Source organism: Micromonospora sp. CA-244673 (genome assembly GCF_050948395.1).
In the GTDB taxonomy this organism is placed as follows: domain Bacteria; phylum Actinomycetota; class Actinomycetes; order Mycobacteriales; family Micromonosporaceae; genus Micromonospora.
Genome location: NZ_CP192019.1, coordinates 2,535,754 through 2,554,467, shown reverse-complemented (window position 1 = coordinate 2,554,467; position 18,714 = coordinate 2,535,754). Strand labels below are relative to the sequence as shown.

Here is an 18,714-nt window from a genome sequence, read left to right as displayed (position 1 = left end):
CCTGGCCAACGCCTGATCAAAGGTCCCGACGAACTGCGCTTGCCCGGTAAGCCACAGGCATCGTCGTCCTTGCCCATCGACTGTGAGCGATAACATCGCGTTCGTCAAGTGCGGCGGCTGGCGGCTTCGGGGTCGCCGACCGTGCCGTTACGGGAGAGCTGCGGGCTCCCCGACTCCCGGGCCCGCCGGCGTCACGCCTGCGACCATAGGCTGGATGAATCGGGCCGGTGGTCGACGCCGGCCCCGCCTGGGAGACCGCGATGACCGAGAGCGCCCGCCGACCGGCCCCGGCCGGGACCCGCGGCGATGACGGGTGGCTGGCCGAGGTCGCCCGCGAGGCCAGCGCCGATGCCGGCGGCGTGCCGGTGGAGTTGCTCGGCGACTATCTGCGGCTGTTGACGGACGCGGCGGTGACCGGCCGCCGGCCCCGCCGCGGCGAACTCGACGCGGTGGGGGCGCTCGGCCGACGCGCCGCCGAGCAGGGCGTGTCGGCGGGCCGGGCCGTCCGCCTCTACCTGTCCGCGGCGCGGCGGCTCTGGCGGCAACTGCCGCACCTGGCCCGTTCCACCGACAGCGAGACGGTGCGCGCGGCGGCGGACGCCGTGCTCCACGTGGTCGACACCGCCGTGGCCACGCTCGCCGAGGGCTACGCGGCGGCCCGCCGGGAACTGGTTCGCCGGGAGGAGACGCTGCGCCGGGAACTCGTCGACGACCTGCTGCGTGGCGACTCCGACCTCGGGGGGCTGGTGGAGCGGGCCGAGCCGTTCGGGCTGGATCTGGCCCGGGTGCACCGGGTGGCGCTCGCCTCACCGGCTCATCGGCTGCCCGACACCGAGGCGGCGATCAGCGCGCTGGAGCGGGTCATCTTCGACCGCCTGGGTGACCGCGACGTGCTGGTGGCCACGAAGGAGGGACTGCTCGTGGTGATCGCCCCGGCGGACGTGGTGACCCCCGACCGAGGCGGGGGCGACGGCGGGTCGGTGGCGGATCTGGGGCGGATGATGCACGGCGAGCTGGACCGCCTGGTGCGGGGCCGGCCGTGGCAGGTGGCCGTGGGCCGCCCGCACCCGGGCGTGTACGGCATCGCCCGCTCCTATGAGGAGGCCCGGGAGGCGCTGACCACGGCGCGGCGGCTGCACGCCGACACCTCGGTGATCGACGCCCACGACCTGCTCATCTACCGCGTCCTGCTGCGGGACCAGGCGGCGATGGTGGACCTCGTGCAGGCGGTGCTCACACCGCTGAGCCGGGCCCGGGGCGGCGCCGAGCCGCTGCTGGACACCCTGAACGAGTACTTCGCGTGCAGCGAGGTCGCCACGGAGGCAGCCCGCCGCCTGCACGTGTCCGTGCGCACCGTCACCTACCGGCTGGACAGGATCCGGGCGCTGAGCGGCTACGACCCCGCCGATCCCCGGGACAGGTTCACCCTGCACGCCGCCGTGCTCGGCGCGCGGGCACTGGACTGGCCCCGGCGGCCGCTGCCGGCGTAGCGGGTCAGGCCGGGGCGGCGACCACTTCCGGAAAGCCGAGCAGGGCGGCCAACGCGCTGGCCTCGGTGCGGGTCAGGGTGAGGCTGACCATGCGGTCGGGGTCGTCGGGATCGTCGTGGACGACGTCCCGGCGGTCGCCCACCTGGTACTCGACGATGCCGATCCGGCGGCCCTGACTGGTCGTGAAGACGTGTCGTACCCCGATGCCGGGCAACGTCGTGCGTTCGATGTTCACAGGGGATGCTCCTTGCGGGACGGCTGCCCAGGGCCGGCCGGGAGCGGGTCGGCGCTACGGCAACGCGGTGGACGGTCGAGCGGCTCTCCCGACGGCCGGCGGCGCCCGATCGGCCGACCAGGCCGGCACGCAGCCCGCGATGGCGCGGTTCAGCCGGACCACGATGCACATGCCGAGCGCGCAGCCGGCACGAACCGCCGCGACGACAACCGCCAGCACGGCCAGCATCGACAGCGCGAGGGACCGCTCGACGCCGACGGGCTGCTGGTGGTTACGCATACGGCCCACCATAGCCTCCGCCGAGCATCGCCCCGGGGCCCGGCGCGGGCAGGTCACCCGGGAGCCGGCCCGGATCGCGGACCACCACCAGCCGTGACGGCAGCCGGACGCCAAGCGACGGTGTTCTCCGGCGGTCGGCAATCAAGCGGGCTTTTATTGGCCGGTCACGCGCAATGCCAACCCCCCGCTTCCGGGCGACTCTGGAGGTCCGACGCGGTAGCCGAGTAGCAAGGAGGCGGTGATGACGACCCGCACGCCGGTGGCCAGCCCGCCCGTGTTCGCCGGTTGCCCGCCGCTGTCCCGGCGTGGACCGGCCCGGATCCCAGGCCCGGCCGCCGGAGGCGCCGCATCCGGCCACATCCCGCCGCCACCGGCGCACCGCCGACGGCCCTGAGCCGCGGCAGGCCGACGCCGCCGAGCCCGGCAGCCTGACGGGTCGACGCAACGGCCCGGCCACCCCACCCACCGCACCCCGACCGTCCACCGGACGGCGATGTGTCCCACCGTAGAAGAGGTCGGTATGCCCGGCAACGTCACTTCCGTACACCCTTCGGCACGCACCGGGATGCTGTTCGGCCGGTCCCACACCACCCGCCCGGCGGTGGCCGTCGGCCCCGAGCCGATCGCCGTGGACCTCGGCAGCGCCCAGCTGCGGATCTGGCTGGGACCCGGCGGGATACTGAGCGTCCCGGTCGGCCAGAGCCTGCGGACACCGGTCGTGCGGCGCGGACGGGTCGTCGACGGCCCCGCCTGTGCCACCGAGCTGCGACGGCTACTGCGCGAGCACCGCACCCCGGTGCCGGTGGGAGCGCTCGTCGTGGCCTGCCGTCCGGTGCTCGCCACTCCGGCCGACCAGGAAGCGACACGCCGCGTGCTCAACGCCGTCCTGGCGCCGTCCCGGCTGCTCTTCGTCGACAGCGTCCGCGCGGGCGCCATCGGCGCCGGCGCCGCCGCCGGCACCCTGCTGCTCGCCGACATCGGCGCCCAACTCACCGAGGTGGCTCTGCTGGAGCACGGTCGGGTGGTCGCCGCCCGGCGCGCCGAGGTCGGCACCCGCGACCTGAACCACGCGGTGACGGCCACCATGCTCGCCGACACCGCCACCAGGCTGGTCCGCGAGCTGCGGCAGGAGCCGGCGATGCGGCCGCTGGTCCGCGACTCCCTGGCCCGGGGCGTGATTCTCGTCGGGGACGGAGCCACCCGACCCGACCTGACCGCCCGGCTGGTCGCCACGCTGGGCGCGACCGTGCACCGCGCCGCGTCACCGCGTACCGCCGCGCTGACCGGCGCCGGAATGGCGGCCGTCGCGGCGACCCGACACCCCGCCAGCGAGTGAATCCCACCTTCTCCCGGAAAGGACCACCGACCATGACGCACACCCTCGACGACCGCACCGAGACGCTGCGCGAGGTGCTGGAACGCCAGTTCGCGGAGCACACCGACCAGCTCATGGAACTCACGGTGCACTCACGGCAGCACGACCACGGGGGCCACGACCCCCACACCCTGCGCCGGCTCATCGAGGCGGCCCAGCAGGGCGTCGCCGACACCGCCCGGGCGCTGAGGCGGATGTCCGAAGGCAGCTACGGCCTCTGCGAGGGCTGCGGTCGGGACATCCCGACGGCCCGGCTGGAGATCCTGCCCTCGGCCCGCTACTGCGTACCGTGCCAGCAACGTAGCTGACCGGCGCTGTCCGGCCACGTCCGCGACACCGCGTTGCGCCGTTCCGTGATGATCTCTTCCATGGTCGGTGCGGCAGGAGCCCGGCCGGGATTGACTCTCTCCCAGGGGCAGGGTCGAGGGTGTCGGGAGGCGTCGGTGACGAAGTTGATGCCGATCGGAGTGTTCGCGCGGGCGACCCGGCTGTCCGTTCGCGCGCTGCGCAACTACGACCGGCTGGGTCTGCTCGTCCCGGCGCGGGTCGACCCGGATACCGGCTACCGCCGGTACAGCGTCGACCAGTTCCCCCGGGCGGGGCTGGTCCGGCGGCTGCGAGAGCTGGAGGTGCCGTTGCCCGAGATCGCCGAGATCCTGGCGGCCGACACCCCGGAGCAGGCACGCGCCGTCATCGAGCGACACCGGGACCGCGTGGCCGCGCGGGCGGCCCGGCTGGACGAGATCGCCGGGCGGCTGGACGCCGTGCTGGCCGAGCCGGGGCGCGTGCCGGGCTGGCTGCACGTGTACGAACGGTGGCGGCCCGCCCAGCCCACCGCCGGTGTGCTGGTGCGTACCCCGTCGGGCGGGCTGGCCGATGCGCTGGCGTCCGGGTTCGCGCGGCTGTTCGCCGGCCTCGCCGCGCAGGGGATCGCGCCGGCGGGGCCGGCCGGCACCCGCTACCTCGGCGACGACCTCGACGCGGCGGAGTGGGAGGTGGAGCTGTTCGTGCCGGTGGAGCGTCCGCCGAGGCCGACCGCGACGATCGCGGCCGGGGAACTCGCGGGCTGCCTGCTCGCCGCGACCGTCCACGAGGGCGGCTACGACGACGTCGAGACGGCCTACCGGTCGCTGGGGCGTTGGATCGCCGAGCAGGACCGGGTGCTGGCGGGTCCGGCCGAGGAGCGCTACCTCGTCCCGCCCGCGCCCGGCGTGCCCACGGCGGCGCTCCGCACGGAGATCGCCTGGCCGGTCCGGCCCCCGGCCGGCCCACCCCGACCAGGAGACCAGGACACGAAATGATCATCGAGAACGTGGCGTTCCCCGCCGGTCAGCACTGCGAGACCACCACGCTCGGCGCCCTGCTGCACCACCGGGGCCTCGACCTCTCCGAGCCCATGCTGTTCGGCCTCGGCGAAGGCCTCGGCTTCGTCTACTGGGACGCCAGGAACCTGGACTTTCCCTTCCTCGGCGGCCGCACCAAGCCGGCCACGATCACCCGGACGGTGGCCGACCGGCTGGGCCTGGCGCTGCACGTCCAGGAGACCGCCTCGCCGCGTAAGGCCTGGCAGACCGTCGCCGCCGCCCTCACCGCCGGACGACCGGTCGGCCTGCAGCTGGACTCCTACCACCTGGACTACTTCACCACGAAGGTCCACTTCGGGGGCCACTTCGCCGCGCTGTACGGCTACGACGACACCCACGCCCATCTCATCGACACCGCCCAGCAGGGCGGCACCGTGACGACCACGCTGGCGAGCCTGGAACGGGCCCGCAACGAACGCGGACCGATGACCGCCCGCAACCTCTCCTACTCCATCGGGAGCCTTACCGGCCGGCCGGAGCTGGGCGACGCCATCCGGACGGCGATCCGCAACAACGCGCACGCCTTCCTCAACCCGCCCATCGCCAACCTCGGCCACCGCGGCGTCGCCAAGGCGGCCCGCCAGGTGACCCGGTGGCTCGACCGCTCGACCGACCCGTCCCGCGACCTCCCGCTGGCCGCGGCACTGATGGAACGCGGCGGAACCGGCGGCGCCCTGTTCCGCACCATGTACCGCGACTTCCTCGCCGAATGCGCCACGATCGTCGACGACGACGACCTCCACCTCGGTCACCAGATGTACGCCGAGATCGCCCCGCTGTGGACCAGCGTCTCCGACCACGTCACGGCCGCCGGAGAAACCGGCGACCCGGAGCACCTGGCCCGCGCCTCGGCGACCCTCGCCGACCTCGCCGACAGGGAACGCCGGGCCATGCAGATCCTGGCCGGCATCCACCACCGATGACAGCGGTGAAGCGCGCCACCACCGCGCAGCCCGGGTGGGCAGTCGCGCACCCACCCGGGCGGACCGTTCAGCCCAGCACCCGACCCGGGTTCGCGCGCAGCGCGGCGACCAGCGGCGCCGGCGCGGTGCGCGGGGATCCCGCCGGGTACGGCGGGCGGGGGTCGTACTCGATGCCGAGCTGGATCGCCTGGGCGACGGCGTCCCCGGCGATCCGTCCGGCCAGCGTCAGGGCCATGTCGACGCCGGCCGACACCCCGGCGGCCGTGACGTACTTGCCGTCCACCACCACCCGCTCCTCGGCTGGCACCGCCCCGAACGCGGGCAGCTGATCCAGGGCCAGCCAGTGCGAGGTGGCCTGGCGGCCGTCCAGCAGCCCGGCCGCGGCCAGCAGCAGCGAGCCGGTGCAGACCGAGGTGGTCCAGGTGGTGGTGGCGTCGACGGCGTGCAGCCAGTCGAGCAGCCGGGCGTCGGCCATCCGGGCGATCTGCCCGGGCCCGCCGGGGACCACCAGCACGTCCGGGCGGGTCACCTCGTCCAGGGTGGCGGTGGCCGTGAGGGCAAGGGTGCCCACGTCGGTGGTCACCGGGCCGGGCCGGTCGGCGACGAAGACGGTACGGGCGCCGGGGAGCCGGCCGAACACCTCGTAGGGGCCGACGGCGTCGAGAGCGGTGAACCGGTCGAAGAGGAGGACGGCGATCTGCATGGCATGTTCCTTCCAGGGTGTGGGTCGGTCAGCGGGCGTCGACGGTGAACGGCACGGTGATCACGTGGCCGTCGGCGAGGCGGAACTGGCCCCAGAGCCGGTAGCGGCCCGGGCGGGGGAAGTCGACGTGCAGGTCCAGGTCCGGTCCGTAGGTCTGACCCGGCAGGGCGAAGACCGGTCGGCCGTCGGCGTCGGAGGTCTCGGCATGCTCGTGGGCGAAGCTGTCGCCCGCCTCCGACATGACGACCACGTGCCCCGCGGCAGCCAGGTACGGCCGCAGCCCGGTCAGCGCCTGGCCGGTGGCCGCGTCGGCGAAGCGGTAGGTGAAGCGGCTGCCGCCGACCTTGGCGGTCCCATCCAGGGTCACCCGCACGCCGTCGACGACCTGCTGCCGCCCAGACGTCACCGGCCGCTGGTGGATGACCTCCGCGGGGTCGCCGACCACCAGGTCGTGGCGCTGCAGCACGTCGGTCAGCTCGCCCTTGCGCCGGAACTCGGTGTGCACGAGGTACCGGCCGGGGGTGGGGAAGGTGACCGTCACGTCGAACTCGCCGGGCCGGCCCACCGGCTGCGGGTGGACGTGGGCGAAGCTGGCCAGGTCGTCGCGCACGGCGATCAGGTGCATCCACGCGTCGTGACTGCGCCCCACGTCCCGGACCGGCCGGCCGCTCTCCGCGTCGGTGATCCGGACCCGGATCGTGGCGGGCCGGCCGGGCAGGACGTCGGCGGGCAGCCGGACATCGACCCGGACCCCGGCGTCCTCGGCGTCCACGGGCTCGGTCTCGGCGGTCATCATGGTGCTCATCGCCGGTCGCATCGGCATGCCGGTGTTCTGCGTCCAGGCCAGCACCCCGTTCATGCCTCGGGCGGCCGCGTCGGTGCGGCTGAGCGCGGTGAAGCCGGCGCCCACGGCGAGCGCGAGCAGGGCGACTCCGGTGAGGTACGCCCACTCGCCGAGCCGGGCACCCAGGCGGGGCCGCAGCGCGGCGGCCGTCTCCGGGCGGCGGAAGCGGCGCAGCCGTAGCGCGTTGGTGACCACGCTGACCGAGCTCATGGCCATCGCCGCGGCGGCGAGCGACGGGTCGAGCAGGATGCCCCAGGTCGGGTACAGCACACCGGCGGCCACGGGGATCAGCAGGGCGTTGTAGCCGAACGCCCAGCCCAGGCCCTGCTTGATCGTGGTGACCGTACGCCGGGACAGCGAGATCGCCGAGACGATGCCGCGCAGGTCGCCGCCGACCAGGGTGATGTCGGAAGCTGCTATCGCCACGTCCGTGCCGGTGCCGATGGCGATCCCCAGGTCCGCGCGGGCCAGGGCCGGCGCGTCGTTGATGCCGTCGCCGACCATCGCGACCACCGCGCCACGCTCCTGCAGGGCGGCCACCCGGGCGGCCTTCCCCTCGGGCCGGACGTCGGCGATCACGTGGGCGATGCCGACCTCGCGGGCGACCACCTCGGCGGTGACGGGGTTGTCGCCGGTGAGCATCCACACCTCCAGGCCCAGCGCGCGCAGCTGGGCCACCGCGTCGGCGGACTCCGGCCGCAGGGTGTCGGCGACCCCGAGGACGCCGGCGAGCCGGCCGTCGAGCGCAAGGTACACAGGGGTGCCGCCGGCGGCGGCGACGCCGGAGACCCGGTTGGACAGGGCGGTCACGTCGATGTCGTGGCGCCGCATCAGGGCGGCGTTGCCGACGAGCAGGGCGAGGCCCTCGACCCGCGCCTCGACGCCGTGCCCGGGCACCGCCTCGAAGGACTCCGCCGCCGGAACGGCGAGGTCGCGGGCGCGGGCGTGCCGGACGATCGCCTCGCCGAGCGGGTGCTCCGAGCCGGTCTCGGCCGCCGCGGCGTAGGCCAGCAGCTGGTCGGCGTCGACGCCGTCGACGGTGTGCACCGCGGTGACGTCGGGACGGCCGCGGGTCAGCGTGCCGGTCTTGTCCAGCACCACGGTGGTGATCCGCCGGGCCTGCTCCAGCGCGTCGCCGCCGGAGATGAGGATGCCCAGCTCGGCGGCCTTGCCGGTGCCGACCATGATCGCGGTCGGGGTGGCCAGGCCCAGCGCGCACGGGCAGGCGATGATGAGCACCGCGATGGCGGTGCCGATGCCGAAGGTCAGCCGCCCGTCGGCCGGCCCGGCGAGCGCCCAGACGGCGAAGGTGAGCAGGGCCAGCCCGAGCACGGCCGGCACGAACCAGGCGGAGACGCTGTCCACCAGCCGCTGCATCGGCGCCTTGCCGCCCTGGGCCTCGCGGACCAGGCGCACGATCTGGGCGAGGGTGGTGTCCTGGCCCACCGCGGTGGCCCGGAGCACCACAGCGCCGGTCCGGTTGACGGTCGAGCCGATGAGCACGTCCCCGACCGTCTTCGACACGGGCATGCTCTCGCCGGTCAGCATGCTTTCGTCCACCGTGGAGGCGCCCTCGGTGACCGTGCCGTCCACCGGCACCTTCTCGCCGGGCCGCACCCGTACCAGGTCGCCCACGACGACCTGGTCCACCGGCACCTCGACCTCGACGCCGTCGCGCAGCACCCGCGCGCTCCGCGGGCGCAGTCCGAGCAGCGCCCCGATCGCCGCGCCGGTCTGCCGCCGCGCCCGCGCCTCCATCCAGCGCCCGGTCAGCACCAGCGCGATGACCACCACAGAAATCTCGAAGTAGACGTGCAGCGGCAGGCCGAGCCGTTCGGCGGCCGCCGGCCAGAGCGTGACGAAGGCGCTGTAGGCGTACGCGACCGTGGTGCCCAGGGCCACCAGGGTGTGCATGTTGACGCCGCCGTGCCGGGCCGCCGCCCAGGCCGCCCGGTAGAAGGGCCGGCCCGCCCCGAACTGCACCACGGTCGCGACGACCAGCAGCGCCGGCATCAGCCAGTCCATCGCGTCGACGGACAGCGGCAGGTACATCAGCACCATCATGGACAGCCCGGTGGCCAGGGTGAGCTGCCAGGTCCGCCTGAGCCGGGTGACCTCCCGCTCCTCGGCGCGGGCCCGCTCGGCGTCCTCGTCGGCCGCCGGCGCGGACGCGCCGCCCGGCTCACGCGGCTCGCCGGCCGGCACGGTGGCCGTGTAGCCGGCTCGCTCCACCGCCGCGGCCAGTGCCGGCGGGGCCACCCGGGCCGGGTCGTAGACCACGCTCGCCGTCTCGGTCGCCAGGTTGACCTGGGCCCGCTCGACGCCCTCGACCCGGCTTAGCGCCCGCTCCACCCGCCGGACGCAGGACGCACAGGTCATCCCGCCGATGTCCAGCGTGCCGGAGACGACCGTCGGTGTCGTCATCGCACTGCTCCTCTCGTACCGGGCGTCGCAGGCGCCCTCGCTGGTCCGGCGGCCCTCGCCGGCCGGTGACGCCACGCTCCCGGCCGCCGCTGTCCGCCCGCTGTCCGCGACCCGTCGGCCCCTCCCGGCGTACGCGACAGGGCGCGGACAGCGCTCCCCGGCACGGTTCGAACCGCCGGGCCGCCACGAGGGCGGCCCGCCGGACGAAGGAGTGAACCGTGAACCAGCTCGTGCTCTCCGTGCCGAACATCAGCTGCGGCCGCTGCGTCGACGCCATCCGGGAGGAGGTGGGTCTCGTCGCCGGCGTCCGCGCCGTGGCGGTGGACCTCGCGACCCGTACGGTCCGGGTCGACGGCGACGCCGACCGGGCCGCGGTGGTGGCCGCCATCGGCGAAGCCGGCCACCAGGTCGCGTGACCGGTACGAGGGGAGACGGACCGATGGACCTGGACACCGTGATCGTCGGGGGCGGCCAGGCCGGCCTGGCGCTCGGCCACCACCTGCGCCGCGCCGGCGTGCCCTTCGCGATCCTCGACGCGCACGCCCGGGTCGGCGACGCCTGGCGGCACCGGTGGGACTCGCTGACGCTGTTCACCCCGCGCCGGTTCTCCGCCCTGCCGGGCCTGCCCTTCCCGGGCGACCCGGACGGGCATCCCGGCAAGGACGAGGTCGCCGACTACCTGACCCGGTACGCGGCACACTTCACCCTGCCGGTCCGGCTCGGCTGCCGGGTCACGTCGGTCCGTCCCGGCGCGGCCGGCGGCTTCACGGTCGACACCTCGACCGGCACCCTGCACGCCCGGCGCGTGGTGGTCGCCGCCGGGGCGTTCCACACGCCCCGGATCCCCGACGTGGCCCGGAAGCTCGCGCCGCGGGTCGCGCAGCTGCACAGCAGCCGGTACCGCCGGCCCGACCAGCTGCCCGGGCACGACGTCGTGGTGGTCGGCGGCGGCAACACCGGGGTGCAGATCGCCGCCGAACTCGCCGACGACGGCCGCCGGGTGGCGCTCGCCGCGCCGACCCTCGGCCCGGTGCTGCCGCAGCGCTGGCTGGGCCGGGACATCTTCTGGTGGTTCTCCCGGCTGGGCACCATGCGGCTGAGCTCGCGCAGCCGGCTGGGCCGCCGGATCGCCGCCCAGAACCCGATCATCGGCACCGACGTGGCCGGGCTGCTGCGGCGGGTGGACCGGGTCGGCCGGGTGGTGGACGCCGAGGGGGACGACGTCCGGTTCTCCGGCGGCGGGCGGCGGCGGGTGGACGCGGTGATCTGGGCGACCGGCTTCCGCCCGCACTATCCCTGGCTGGAGGTGCCGGTGCTGGACCCGTCCGGCGCACCCGTCCAGCGTGACGGCGTGACGGACTGGCCGGGGCTGTACTTCCTCGGCCTGCCCTGGCAACGCGCCCGGGGCTCGGCGGTGCTCGGCTGGGTCGGCCGGGACGCCGAGGTGCTGGCGGCCCGGCTGGCCGAGGACCGGCCGGCGCCGGCCCGACCGGCGGTCCCGGCCTGATCGGTGCAGGTCACCGCCGCTCGGATGATCGTTCCGACGACGGTCGGGACGTACCATGGGGCCCGCCCGGGCGGCCGCCCGGCGACCGGAGCGGGCCCGAGCGTCCGCCGCGGACGGGAGTGCGATGAGCCGGGACAGCGAGCCCACGGTGAGCTTCGGGGTGCTCGGCACCGTCGAGCTCCAGGTGGCCGGCCGTCCCGCCACGCCACTCGCCCCGGCGGCCCGCGCGCTGCTGGCCCGGCTGCTCCTCGCCGCGGGCCGGGTGGTCTCGGCGGACGCGCTGACCGACGCGCTCTGGGGCGAGCAACCCCCGGCCGATGCCACGAACGCGCTGCAGCTGCGGGTGTCCAAGCTGCGCCGCGCCCTGGTGGCCGCCGGGGCGGGCGGCGACCTGCTGGTCACCCGCGCCCCCGGCTACCGGCTCACGGTCGCCGCGGACGCGGTGGACGCGTACCGCTTCGAACGGCTGCTGGAAACGGCGCGCAGCGCCACCACCGGCGACGGGCCGGCCGTGGCGCTGTCCCGCTTCGACGAGGCGCTGCGGCTCTGGCGGGGGCCGGCCCTGGCCGACGTCGGAGACGCCGAGTGGGCCCTCGCGGAGGCGGCCCGCCTGGAGGAGCTGAGGCTGGGGGCGGTGGAGGACCGCCTGGAGCTGCTGCTGGCCGCCGGCCGGCAGGCCGAGGCGGTCGCCGACCTGGAACGCCTGGTCGCCACCCACCCGCTGCGGGAGCGCCTGCACCGGCTGCTCATGCTGGCGCTCTACCGGGGCGGGCGGCAGGCGGACGCCATCACCGCGTACCACGCGCTGCGGCACCGCCTCGTCGACGAGCTGGGCATCGACCCGGCACCTGAACTCCAGGCGCTCGCCGAGGCGATCCTGCGCCAGCAGGTGCCCGCCCCGGCGTCGGCCGCGCCGCCCGTGGCCGAGCCGGCCCGGACGGTGTCGGCGCCGGTCCCCGCCCCCCGGGCGCCGCAACGCGACGACCTGCCCCGCCGGCTCACCTCGATCATCGGCCGTCAGGACGACGTGCACCGCGTCCTCGACCGGCTGCGCGAGGCGCGGGTGGTGACGCTGACCGGCCCGGGCGGCGTCGGCAAGACCACCCTCGCCATGGAGGCGGCGCGCCACGTCGACGACGCCCTCGCCGACCGGGTGCACCTGGTCCGGCTGGCCGCCCTGCCGAGCGGAACGGATCTGCCCGAGGCGGTCGCCGGTCAGCTCGGCGTGCCCGCCGGCGGGCCGGGACCGGCCGCGACCGCCGCGCTGGTGGCCTGGCTCGGCGGCGACTGCACCCTGCTCGTGGTCGACAACTGCGAGCACGTCATCGACGAGGCCGCGGAACTGGTCGAACAGCTCGTCGCGGCCTGCCCGGCGCTGACCGTGCTGACCACCAGCCGGGAGGCGCTGGCCGTACCCGGCGAGACCCAGCTCGCGGTGGCGCCGCTCGGCGTACCCGACGGGCCGGCTGATCCCGCGCGACTGGGCGACAGCCCGGCGGTGGCCCTGTTCCTCGATCGCGCGCGGGCGGTGCGCCCCAGGTTCGTCCTCGACGGGACGACGGCGCCGGTGGTCGCGGACATCTGCCGGCAGCTCGACGGCATGCCGCTGGCCATCGAGCTGGCCGCCGCGCGGGTGAAGGCGCTGCCGCCGGCCGAGATCGCGGCCCGGCTGCACGACCGGTTCGCGCTGCTCACGGCGGGCGCGCGGACCAGCGAGGCCCGGCACCGCACGCTGCGGGCCACCCTCGACTGGAGCCACGACCTGCTCTCCGATGCCGAGCGGCGACTGCTGCGCCGGCTGGCGGTGTTCCGGGGCGGCTGGGACCTGGCCGCCGCCGAGCAGGTCTGCGCGTTCGACGGCCTGGCCGCTGACGAGGTCCTCGACCTGCTCTTCCGCCTGGTCGACCGGTCCCTCGTGGTGCCGGACCCGGCGACCGGGCGGTTCCGGCTGCTGGTCACCATCCGGGAGTACGCCGCAGCCCGGCTCGCCGAGGCGGGCGAGACGGAGACGGCCCGCGACCGGCACCTCACCCACTTCATCGAGCTGGCCGAGCGGTACGGACCGCACGCGCGCTCCGACGCCGACGCCTGGGCGCGGCTGACCGAGGAGCATGACAACTTCCGCGCCGCGATCGACTGCTGCCTGGACCGGCGCGACGGGGTCGACGCCGGCCTGCGGCTGGCGGACGCCCTCTTCCTGTTCTGGAACTACGGCCCCCGGTACGAGGGGGTGCGCGCCCTGACCGCGCTGCTCGCCGCCGGCGTCCCCGCGCCCGCCGCGCGGGCCTCCGCACTGCAGCGGATCGGCCTGCTCGGCGTCTACTACCCCACCGCGGAGACCCGGGCCGCGGCCCGGGACAGCCTGGTGGCGTTCGAGCGCCTGGGCGACCCGGTCAACACCGCCACCTCGCGGCTGGTCGTCGCGTGGGAGGGCCAGTACGACGGCGACCCGGACCGGTACCGGGCGATGGTCGCCCAGGCGGTCCGCGAGCGGGGCGACACCGACGACCCCTGGTGGCACGGGACAGTCCACTACGTCGAAGCGCTGCTCGATCTGCGGACCGGCGCCTTCGAGCGGTCCGCCGAGCAGTGGGCCCGCAGCCTCGAGTGGACGCGGAAGGCGGGCGACCTGCTGCTGCCCGCCGGGATCCTGGCGCACCTCGGCATCGCGCTGCGCGAGGCCGGCCGGCCGGACGAGGCGATCGCCACGCTGGAGGAAGCGGCGGCCGAGGCGCGGCGCAACCCCTCCCCCCACGCGACGGCGTTCACCCTCGTGCAGCTCGCGCACACCCGCCTGGACGGGGGCGAGGTCGACGGGGTGACGGCGATGCTCGCCGAGGCGGACGACACCGCCCGCCGCAGCGGCAACCCACGCTGCCAGGCCTGGGCCGCCTGGGGCCGGGCCCGGATCCGGCACGCGGAAGGCGACGTGGTCGGCGCGGCGGACGAGTGCCGCCGCGCCCTGGATCTGCTCCAGGAGCGGGAGTTCCCGTGGGCGCGGCGCCGGCTCTGGTTGCTGGCGGCCGAGGCGGCGACGGCCGCGGGGCGACCGCAGGAGGCTGACGCGGCCCGGCGAGCGGCCGCGGCCCTGACGGCGGGCCGCTAACCGGAGCAGTCCGGGCCGTCCGGGCACACCGCCAGGCCGGCCCGGCGCAGCGCGGCCGGATCCACCTCCCCGCCCACCCGCAGCCTGCCGGCGTCCACGTCGAACTCCAGCGACACCACCCCGGGCAGGTCGCTCACCCGCCCGCTGACCGCGCGGACGCACCGCCGGCACATGCCGGGCGGCACGGTCACCGTCAGGACCCGCGTCGCGCCCGCGGCGGGCACCGTCCGGTCGTTCCGTTCCACCATGCCGCCAACCTGGCCGGGGCCGCTGGCGGCCGGCTGTCCATCCGCTGTCCGCGCCCACCGGATTGACAGCCAGCGTCCGGACAGCACGACGGGCGACTCTCCTCATGTCACCGATCCGCACCTGACCGAGGAGTCGCCATGAACCACCTGCTCACCGCCGAGCTGTTCCTGCTGGAGCGCGCCGAACTGGTCCGTCAACTGCGCCGGGACCGGCACGCCGCCACCGTTCGCGCGACCCGCACCCTGCTGCACCGTCGAACCGCCCGCTGAACCCCCGCCCCGGACGCACGAGCCAGGAGATCTTCAATGACCACGAGCATCGCCCCCGCACCCGCCACCACCGCCGCCGTGCAGGCCCGGGACGTCGTCCGCACGTACGGCCGCGGCGACGCCGCCGTCCGCGCCCTGGACGGCGCCACCGTGTCCATCCCGGCCGGCCGGTTCACCGCGATCATGGGCCCGTCCGGCTCCGGCAAGTCGACGCTCATGCACGCGCTGGCCGGACTCGACACCGTCGACGCCGGGCAGATCCTGCTCGGCGGGACGGACCTCGGCCGGCTGACCGAGCGGCAGCGCACGCTGCTGCGCCGCGACCGGATCGGCTTCGTTTTCCAGGCCTTCAACCTGGTGCCGACCCTGACCTCGCGGGAGAACATCGTCCTGCCGCTCACCCTGGCCGGCCGCCGGCCCGACCCCGAGCGCCTGGCCCACCTGGTGGCCACCCTCGGCCTGACCGACCGGTTACGGCACCGGCCCGGGGAACTCTCCGGTGGCCAGCAGCAGCGGGTCGCGGTGGCCCGCGCGCTGGTGACCCGCCCGGAGATCGTCTTCGCCGACGAGCCGACCGGGAACCTCGACTCGCAGGCAGCCGAGGCGCTGCTCGGCTTCCTGCGACAGGCCGTCGACGAGCTCGGGCAGACGATCGTGATGGTCACCCACGACCCGCACGCCGCCGCGTACGCCGACCGGGTGGTGTTCCTCGCCGACGGCCGGATCGACGGCGAACTCGACACGCCGACCGTGCCGGCCGTCCTGTCCCACATGGCGCGCCTGGCCGCGCCCGCGGCCATCGGAGGGAACTGACATGTGGCGCCTGACCTTACGTACCACCCTGGCCCGCCGGGCCCGGCTGGCGCTGACCCTGCTCGCGGTCGTCCTCGGCGTCACCTTCGCCACCGGCGGCCTGATCCTCACCGACACCTCCGGCCGGCTGCTCGACGACCAGTTCCGCACGGCGACCGCCGGCGTCGACCTGACCGTGCGCGACGCGGTCGCCTTCGACTCCGCCATGGGCGTGGAGGTCGCCCGGGACCCGCTGCCGGCCGGCCTGCCGCAGCGGATCGCTGCGGTGGACGGCGTGGCCGCCGCCCGGCCGCAGGTGCGGGGCCAGGGCCTGCTGGAGGTGGACGGCACGGCCGTCGTGCCGAGCGGCCCGTCCGTGCTGGCCTCCTGGGCGCCGCCACCGGTCGGCGCGTTCACCGTGCGCAGCGGCCGGCCGCCGGCCGCCGACGACGAGGTGGTGATCGACGAGGACACGGCCCACGCTCAGCGCATCGACCTCGGCGACACGGTCACGGTCCGGGCGACCGGCACGGCCCGCCTGCGGGTGGTCGGCCTGGCCGGGTTCGGCGCCCGCGGCGGCCTGCCCAACAGCACGATCGCCCTGGTCACCCTCCCGTCGGCGCAGCGCCTGCTCCGGCTCGGCTCGGACATCTCCGAGGTGGCGGTGGTCGCCGTGCCCGGCGTCGCCCCGGACGACCTGCGGGACCGGATCGCGGCCGCCGTCGGCGGCGGCTACGAGGTCGCCCCGAGCCGGGACATCGCGGCCGCCGGGGCGGCGGCCGCCCGGGACCAGCTCAGCTGGCTGCAACTGGTGCTGCTCGCCCTGGCGGCGGCGGCCCTGCTGGTCGGCGCGTTCCTGATCACCAACACGTTCTCCATCGTCATCACCCAGCGGACCCGGGAGCTCGCCCTGCTGCGGGCCGCCGGAGCGACCGGTGGGCAGGTGCTGCGCTCCGTCCTCGGCGAGGCCCTGCTGGTCGGGCTCGCCGCCTCGACCGTCGGGCTCGGGCTCGGCGTCGCCGCCGCCACCGGCATCCGGAACCTGGCCGGGGCGTTCGGCGTACCGCTGCCGGAGGGCGCGCTGGTGCTGACCGCCCGTACCGTCCTGGTGGCCTTCGCCGTGGGCGTCCTCGTCACGGTCGGCTCGGCGGTCGGGCCGGCGCGGCGCGCGGCCGCGGTGGCGCCGGTCGCGGCGCTGCGGGAGGCGGCCGCCGCCCGCACCGGACGGCTCCGGGTGATCACGGGTGCGCTGGCCGCCGCAGCCGGTCTGGCCGCGACCGCGGCGGTGCTCGCCGCCGGCGCGCCCGTCCCGCTGCTCGGCGTCGGCGCGCTGGGCGCCGTCGGCGGGCTCGCGCTGCTCGGCCCGGCCATCACCCCGATCCTGGTACGCCTCGTCGGCCGGCCCCTGGCCGTCGGGGTGACCGGCCGGCTGGCCAACGAGTCGGCGGCCCGCACACCGCGACGCACCGCGGCGACCGCCCTGGCGCTGGCGCTCGGCCTCGCGCTGATCAGCTTCATGGCCGTCCTCGGCACGTCGGTCAAGAGCTCGGTCCGGGCGTCCTATGCCGAGGTGATCACCGCCGACCACGTCGTGGAGAGCGCCCGCAACGAGATGCTCGGTGGCCTCTCCCCCGCCGTGTACGACCGGGTGAGCCGGCTGCCCGAGGTGGCGGTCGCGTCCCGGCTGCGCTACGGGCACTGGCGCGACGGGGACGCCACCCAGGCTCTCACCGCCGTGGACCCGGCGACGCTGCCCCGGGTGACGTCCCTGCACTTCACCACCGGCAACCTGGCGGCACTGACCGGCGGGGGCATCGTGCTGGCCGAGCACGTGGCCCGGGACCGGGGCCTGGCCGTCGGGGACGAGCTGCCCATGACCTTCTCCCGGACCGGCACCCGCAGCCTTCCGGTGGTTGGCCTGCTCCGGGACGGGGACGCTAGGGCACTCTCCACCGACTACCTCATCTCGCTGGACACCTTCGCCCGGCTCTACAGCGAGGAGATGGACGCGAGCGTGCTCATCCGCACCGCCGACGGGACGGGCCGGGCCGCCGCCGAGCGGGCGATCACAGCGGCCCTGGCCGACACCCCGACCGCGCAGGTGCGCGACCAGGCCGCCGCGGTGGCTGGCCGGACCCAGATGATCGACCAGGTGCTCGGCCTGGTGACGGTCCTGCTGATGCTGGCCGTGCTGATCGCCCTGCTCGGCATCACCAACACCCTCGCCCTGTCGATCACCGAGCGCACCGCGGAGATCGGGCTGCTCCGCGCGGTGGGGATGACCCGCCGGCAGCTGGGCTGGATGATCCGCGGCGAGGCGGTGCTCGTCGCCGCGCTGGCCAGCGTGCTGGGGATCGTGCTGGGCGTCGGTTTCGGCGCCGCCACGGTCCGCGCGCTGGGGCGGGACGCTCCGACCGTGCTGGCGGTGCCGGCCGGCCGGCTGCTGCTCGTGCTGGCCGTCGCCCTCGCCGCCGGCCTGCTCGCCGGGCTGCTGCCCGCCCGGCGCGCCGCCAGGCTGGACGTCCTCGCCGCGATCGACACCCCGTGATCCCTCCCGGGCGGCACCGGCCGCGTCCGGTGCCGCCCGGCCGCCACCTCGAAAAGGAGAGCACCATGAACGACACCATCAGCATCCGCCGGGCCGGCCCGGACGACGCGCCCGTCGTGGACACCCTGGTCCGGGAGATCGCCGCCCACGAGGGCGACAGCGCGCACGTCACGGTGACCGCCGAGCGGTGGCACGAACTGCTCAGGAGGGACGACGTCACGGTCCTGCTGGCCGAGCGGGCCGGCGAACCCCTGGGCTACGTGTCCGCGCAGCGCCGGCTGCACCTGTGGACCGGCGGGGACATCCTCGCACTGGACGACCTGTACGTCCGCGCGCAGGCCCGAGACGGCGGGGTGGGGCGAGAACTGATGACGGCGCTCGCCCGATGCGCCGCCGTCGACCGGCTCGCCATCCGGTGGGAGGTGAAGCCCGAAAACGTGGCGGCGCAGCGGTTCTACGGCCGGCTCGGCGCGCGGCTGTTCACCAAGGTGATCGTCGGCTGGCGTCCGGAGGATTATCTCCCGCTGCTCTAGCTGTGCGGGGCCTTGGCCGGGTGGCTCCTCGAAGGTGAGGTCTCCTCCGCCGGGCGGAATGAACCGTCGAGGT

The 18,714-nt window shown here is 75.6% G+C and carries 17 protein-coding genes; 12 read left to right on the top strand and 5 right to left on the bottom strand.

What is annotated here, in order from left to right; genetic code table 11:
- The first annotated feature begins 260 nt into the window (after window positions 1–260).
- Complete coding sequence (locus ACQP12_RS11975) at window positions 261–1,490, top strand: PucR family transcriptional regulator (protein WP_433287456.1); 1,230 nt, start codon at window positions 261–263, stop codon at window positions 1,488–1,490.
- Between the two features lie 4 nt (window positions 1,491–1,494).
- Here the strand turns inward: ACQP12_RS11975 and ACQP12_RS11970 are convergent, their stop codons facing one another.
- A complete protein-coding gene (locus ACQP12_RS11970; RefSeq protein ID WP_433287454.1) occupies window positions 1,495–1,725 on the bottom strand; it encodes a potassium transporter TrkA in 231 nt (76 codons plus the stop codon).
- Window positions 1,726–1,779: 54 nt separating this feature from the next.
- On the bottom strand, window positions 1,780–2,004 hold the full coding sequence (locus ACQP12_RS11965) for a hypothetical protein (protein WP_433287452.1): 225 nt from the start codon (window positions 2,002–2,004) through the stop codon (window positions 1,780–1,782).
- Window positions 2,005–2,524: 520 nt separating this feature from the next.
- Between ACQP12_RS11965 and ACQP12_RS11960 the strand changes: the two genes are divergently transcribed.
- From ACQP12_RS11960 to ACQP12_RS11945, 4 genes are all read left to right on the top strand, one after another.
- Complete coding sequence (locus ACQP12_RS11960) at window positions 2,525–3,340, top strand: rod shape-determining protein (RefSeq protein ID WP_433287450.1); 816 nt, start codon at window positions 2,525–2,527, stop codon at window positions 3,338–3,340.
- A 32-nt stretch (window positions 3,341–3,372) separates the two neighbouring features.
- Window positions 3,373–3,687, top strand: coding sequence for a TraR/DksA family transcriptional regulator (locus tag ACQP12_RS11955; protein WP_357949420.1), 315 nt, complete (start codon window positions 3,373–3,375; stop codon window positions 3,685–3,687).
- A gap of 135 nt (window positions 3,688–3,822) precedes the next feature.
- Window positions 3,823–4,680, top strand: a complete 858-nt coding sequence (locus ACQP12_RS11950) for a MerR family transcriptional regulator (protein ID WP_433287448.1) — start codon at window positions 3,823–3,825, stop codon at window positions 4,678–4,680.
- On the top strand, window positions 4,677–5,666 hold the full coding sequence (locus ACQP12_RS11945) for a BtrH N-terminal domain-containing protein (protein WP_433287446.1): 990 nt from the start codon (window positions 4,677–4,679) through the stop codon (window positions 5,664–5,666). The genes ACQP12_RS11950 and ACQP12_RS11945 overlap by 4 nt, the downstream gene beginning before the upstream one ends.
- A gap of 67 nt (window positions 5,667–5,733) precedes the next feature.
- On the opposite strand, the gene ACQP12_RS11940 is transcribed toward ACQP12_RS11945, so the two are convergent.
- Both ACQP12_RS11940 and ACQP12_RS11935 read right to left on the bottom strand, forming a co-directional pair.
- Window positions 5,734–6,369, bottom strand: a complete 636-nt coding sequence (locus ACQP12_RS11940) for a DJ-1/PfpI family protein (protein WP_433287444.1) — start codon at window positions 6,367–6,369, stop codon at window positions 5,734–5,736.
- A gap of 28 nt (window positions 6,370–6,397) precedes the next feature.
- Window positions 6,398–9,637 (bottom strand): heavy metal translocating P-type ATPase, encoded by a 3,240-nt coding sequence (locus tag ACQP12_RS11935; RefSeq protein ID WP_433287442.1) that lies wholly within the window; start codon window positions 9,635–9,637, stop codon window positions 6,398–6,400.
- Between the two features lie 218 nt (window positions 9,638–9,855).
- On the opposite strand from ACQP12_RS11935, the gene ACQP12_RS11930 reads away from it, so the two are divergent.
- The 3 genes from ACQP12_RS11930 to ACQP12_RS11920 all read left to right on the top strand — a co-directional run bounded on the left by ACQP12_RS11930 (window position 9,856) and on the right by ACQP12_RS11920 (window position 14,250).
- Window positions 9,856–10,053, top strand: a complete 198-nt coding sequence (locus tag ACQP12_RS11930; protein ID WP_433287440.1) for a heavy-metal-associated domain-containing protein — start codon at window positions 9,856–9,858, stop codon at window positions 10,051–10,053.
- A gap of 23 nt (window positions 10,054–10,076) precedes the next feature.
- Window positions 10,077–11,144: a flavin-containing monooxygenase gene (locus tag ACQP12_RS11925; RefSeq protein WP_433287438.1), complete on the top strand. Its 1,068-nt coding sequence runs from the start codon at window positions 10,077–10,079 to the stop codon at window positions 11,142–11,144.
- 124 nt (window positions 11,145–11,268) lie between these two features.
- On the top strand, window positions 11,269–14,250 hold the full coding sequence (locus ACQP12_RS11920; protein ID WP_433287436.1) for an AfsR/SARP family transcriptional regulator: 2,982 nt from the start codon (window positions 11,269–11,271) through the stop codon (window positions 14,248–14,250).
- On the opposite strand, the gene ACQP12_RS11915 is transcribed toward ACQP12_RS11920, so the two are convergent.
- A complete protein-coding gene (locus ACQP12_RS11915; RefSeq protein WP_433287434.1) occupies window positions 14,247–14,498 on the bottom strand; it encodes a heavy-metal-associated domain-containing protein in 252 nt (83 codons plus the stop codon). The two genes, ACQP12_RS11920 and ACQP12_RS11915, sit on opposite strands and share 4 nt — an antisense overlap.
- Before the next feature lie 138 nt (window positions 14,499–14,636).
- Between ACQP12_RS11915 and ACQP12_RS11910 the strand changes: the two genes are divergently transcribed.
- The 4 genes from ACQP12_RS11910 (at window position 14,637) to ACQP12_RS11895 (ending at window position 18,641) form a co-directional block, all read left to right on the top strand.
- The gene (locus ACQP12_RS11910) at window positions 14,637–14,768 is read left to right on the top strand and encodes a hypothetical protein (protein WP_433287432.1); all 132 of its coding nucleotides are present in this window, start codon (window positions 14,637–14,639) and stop codon (window positions 14,766–14,768) included.
- A gap of 36 nt (window positions 14,769–14,804) precedes the next feature.
- Entirely contained in the window at window positions 14,805–15,581 is a 777-nt protein-coding gene (locus ACQP12_RS11905) for an ABC transporter ATP-binding protein (protein ID WP_433287430.1), read from the top strand.
- Window position 15,582: 1 nt separating this feature from the next.
- The gene (locus ACQP12_RS11900; RefSeq protein ID WP_433287428.1) at window positions 15,583–18,108 is read left to right on the top strand and encodes an FtsX-like permease family protein; all 2,526 of its coding nucleotides are present in this window, start codon (window positions 15,583–15,585) and stop codon (window positions 18,106–18,108) included.
- A 65-nt stretch (window positions 18,109–18,173) separates the two neighbouring features.
- Window positions 18,174–18,641, top strand: coding sequence for an N-acetyltransferase family protein (locus ACQP12_RS11895; RefSeq protein ID WP_433287426.1), 468 nt, complete (start codon window positions 18,174–18,176; stop codon window positions 18,639–18,641).
- Window positions 18,642–18,714 lie beyond the last annotated feature (73 nt).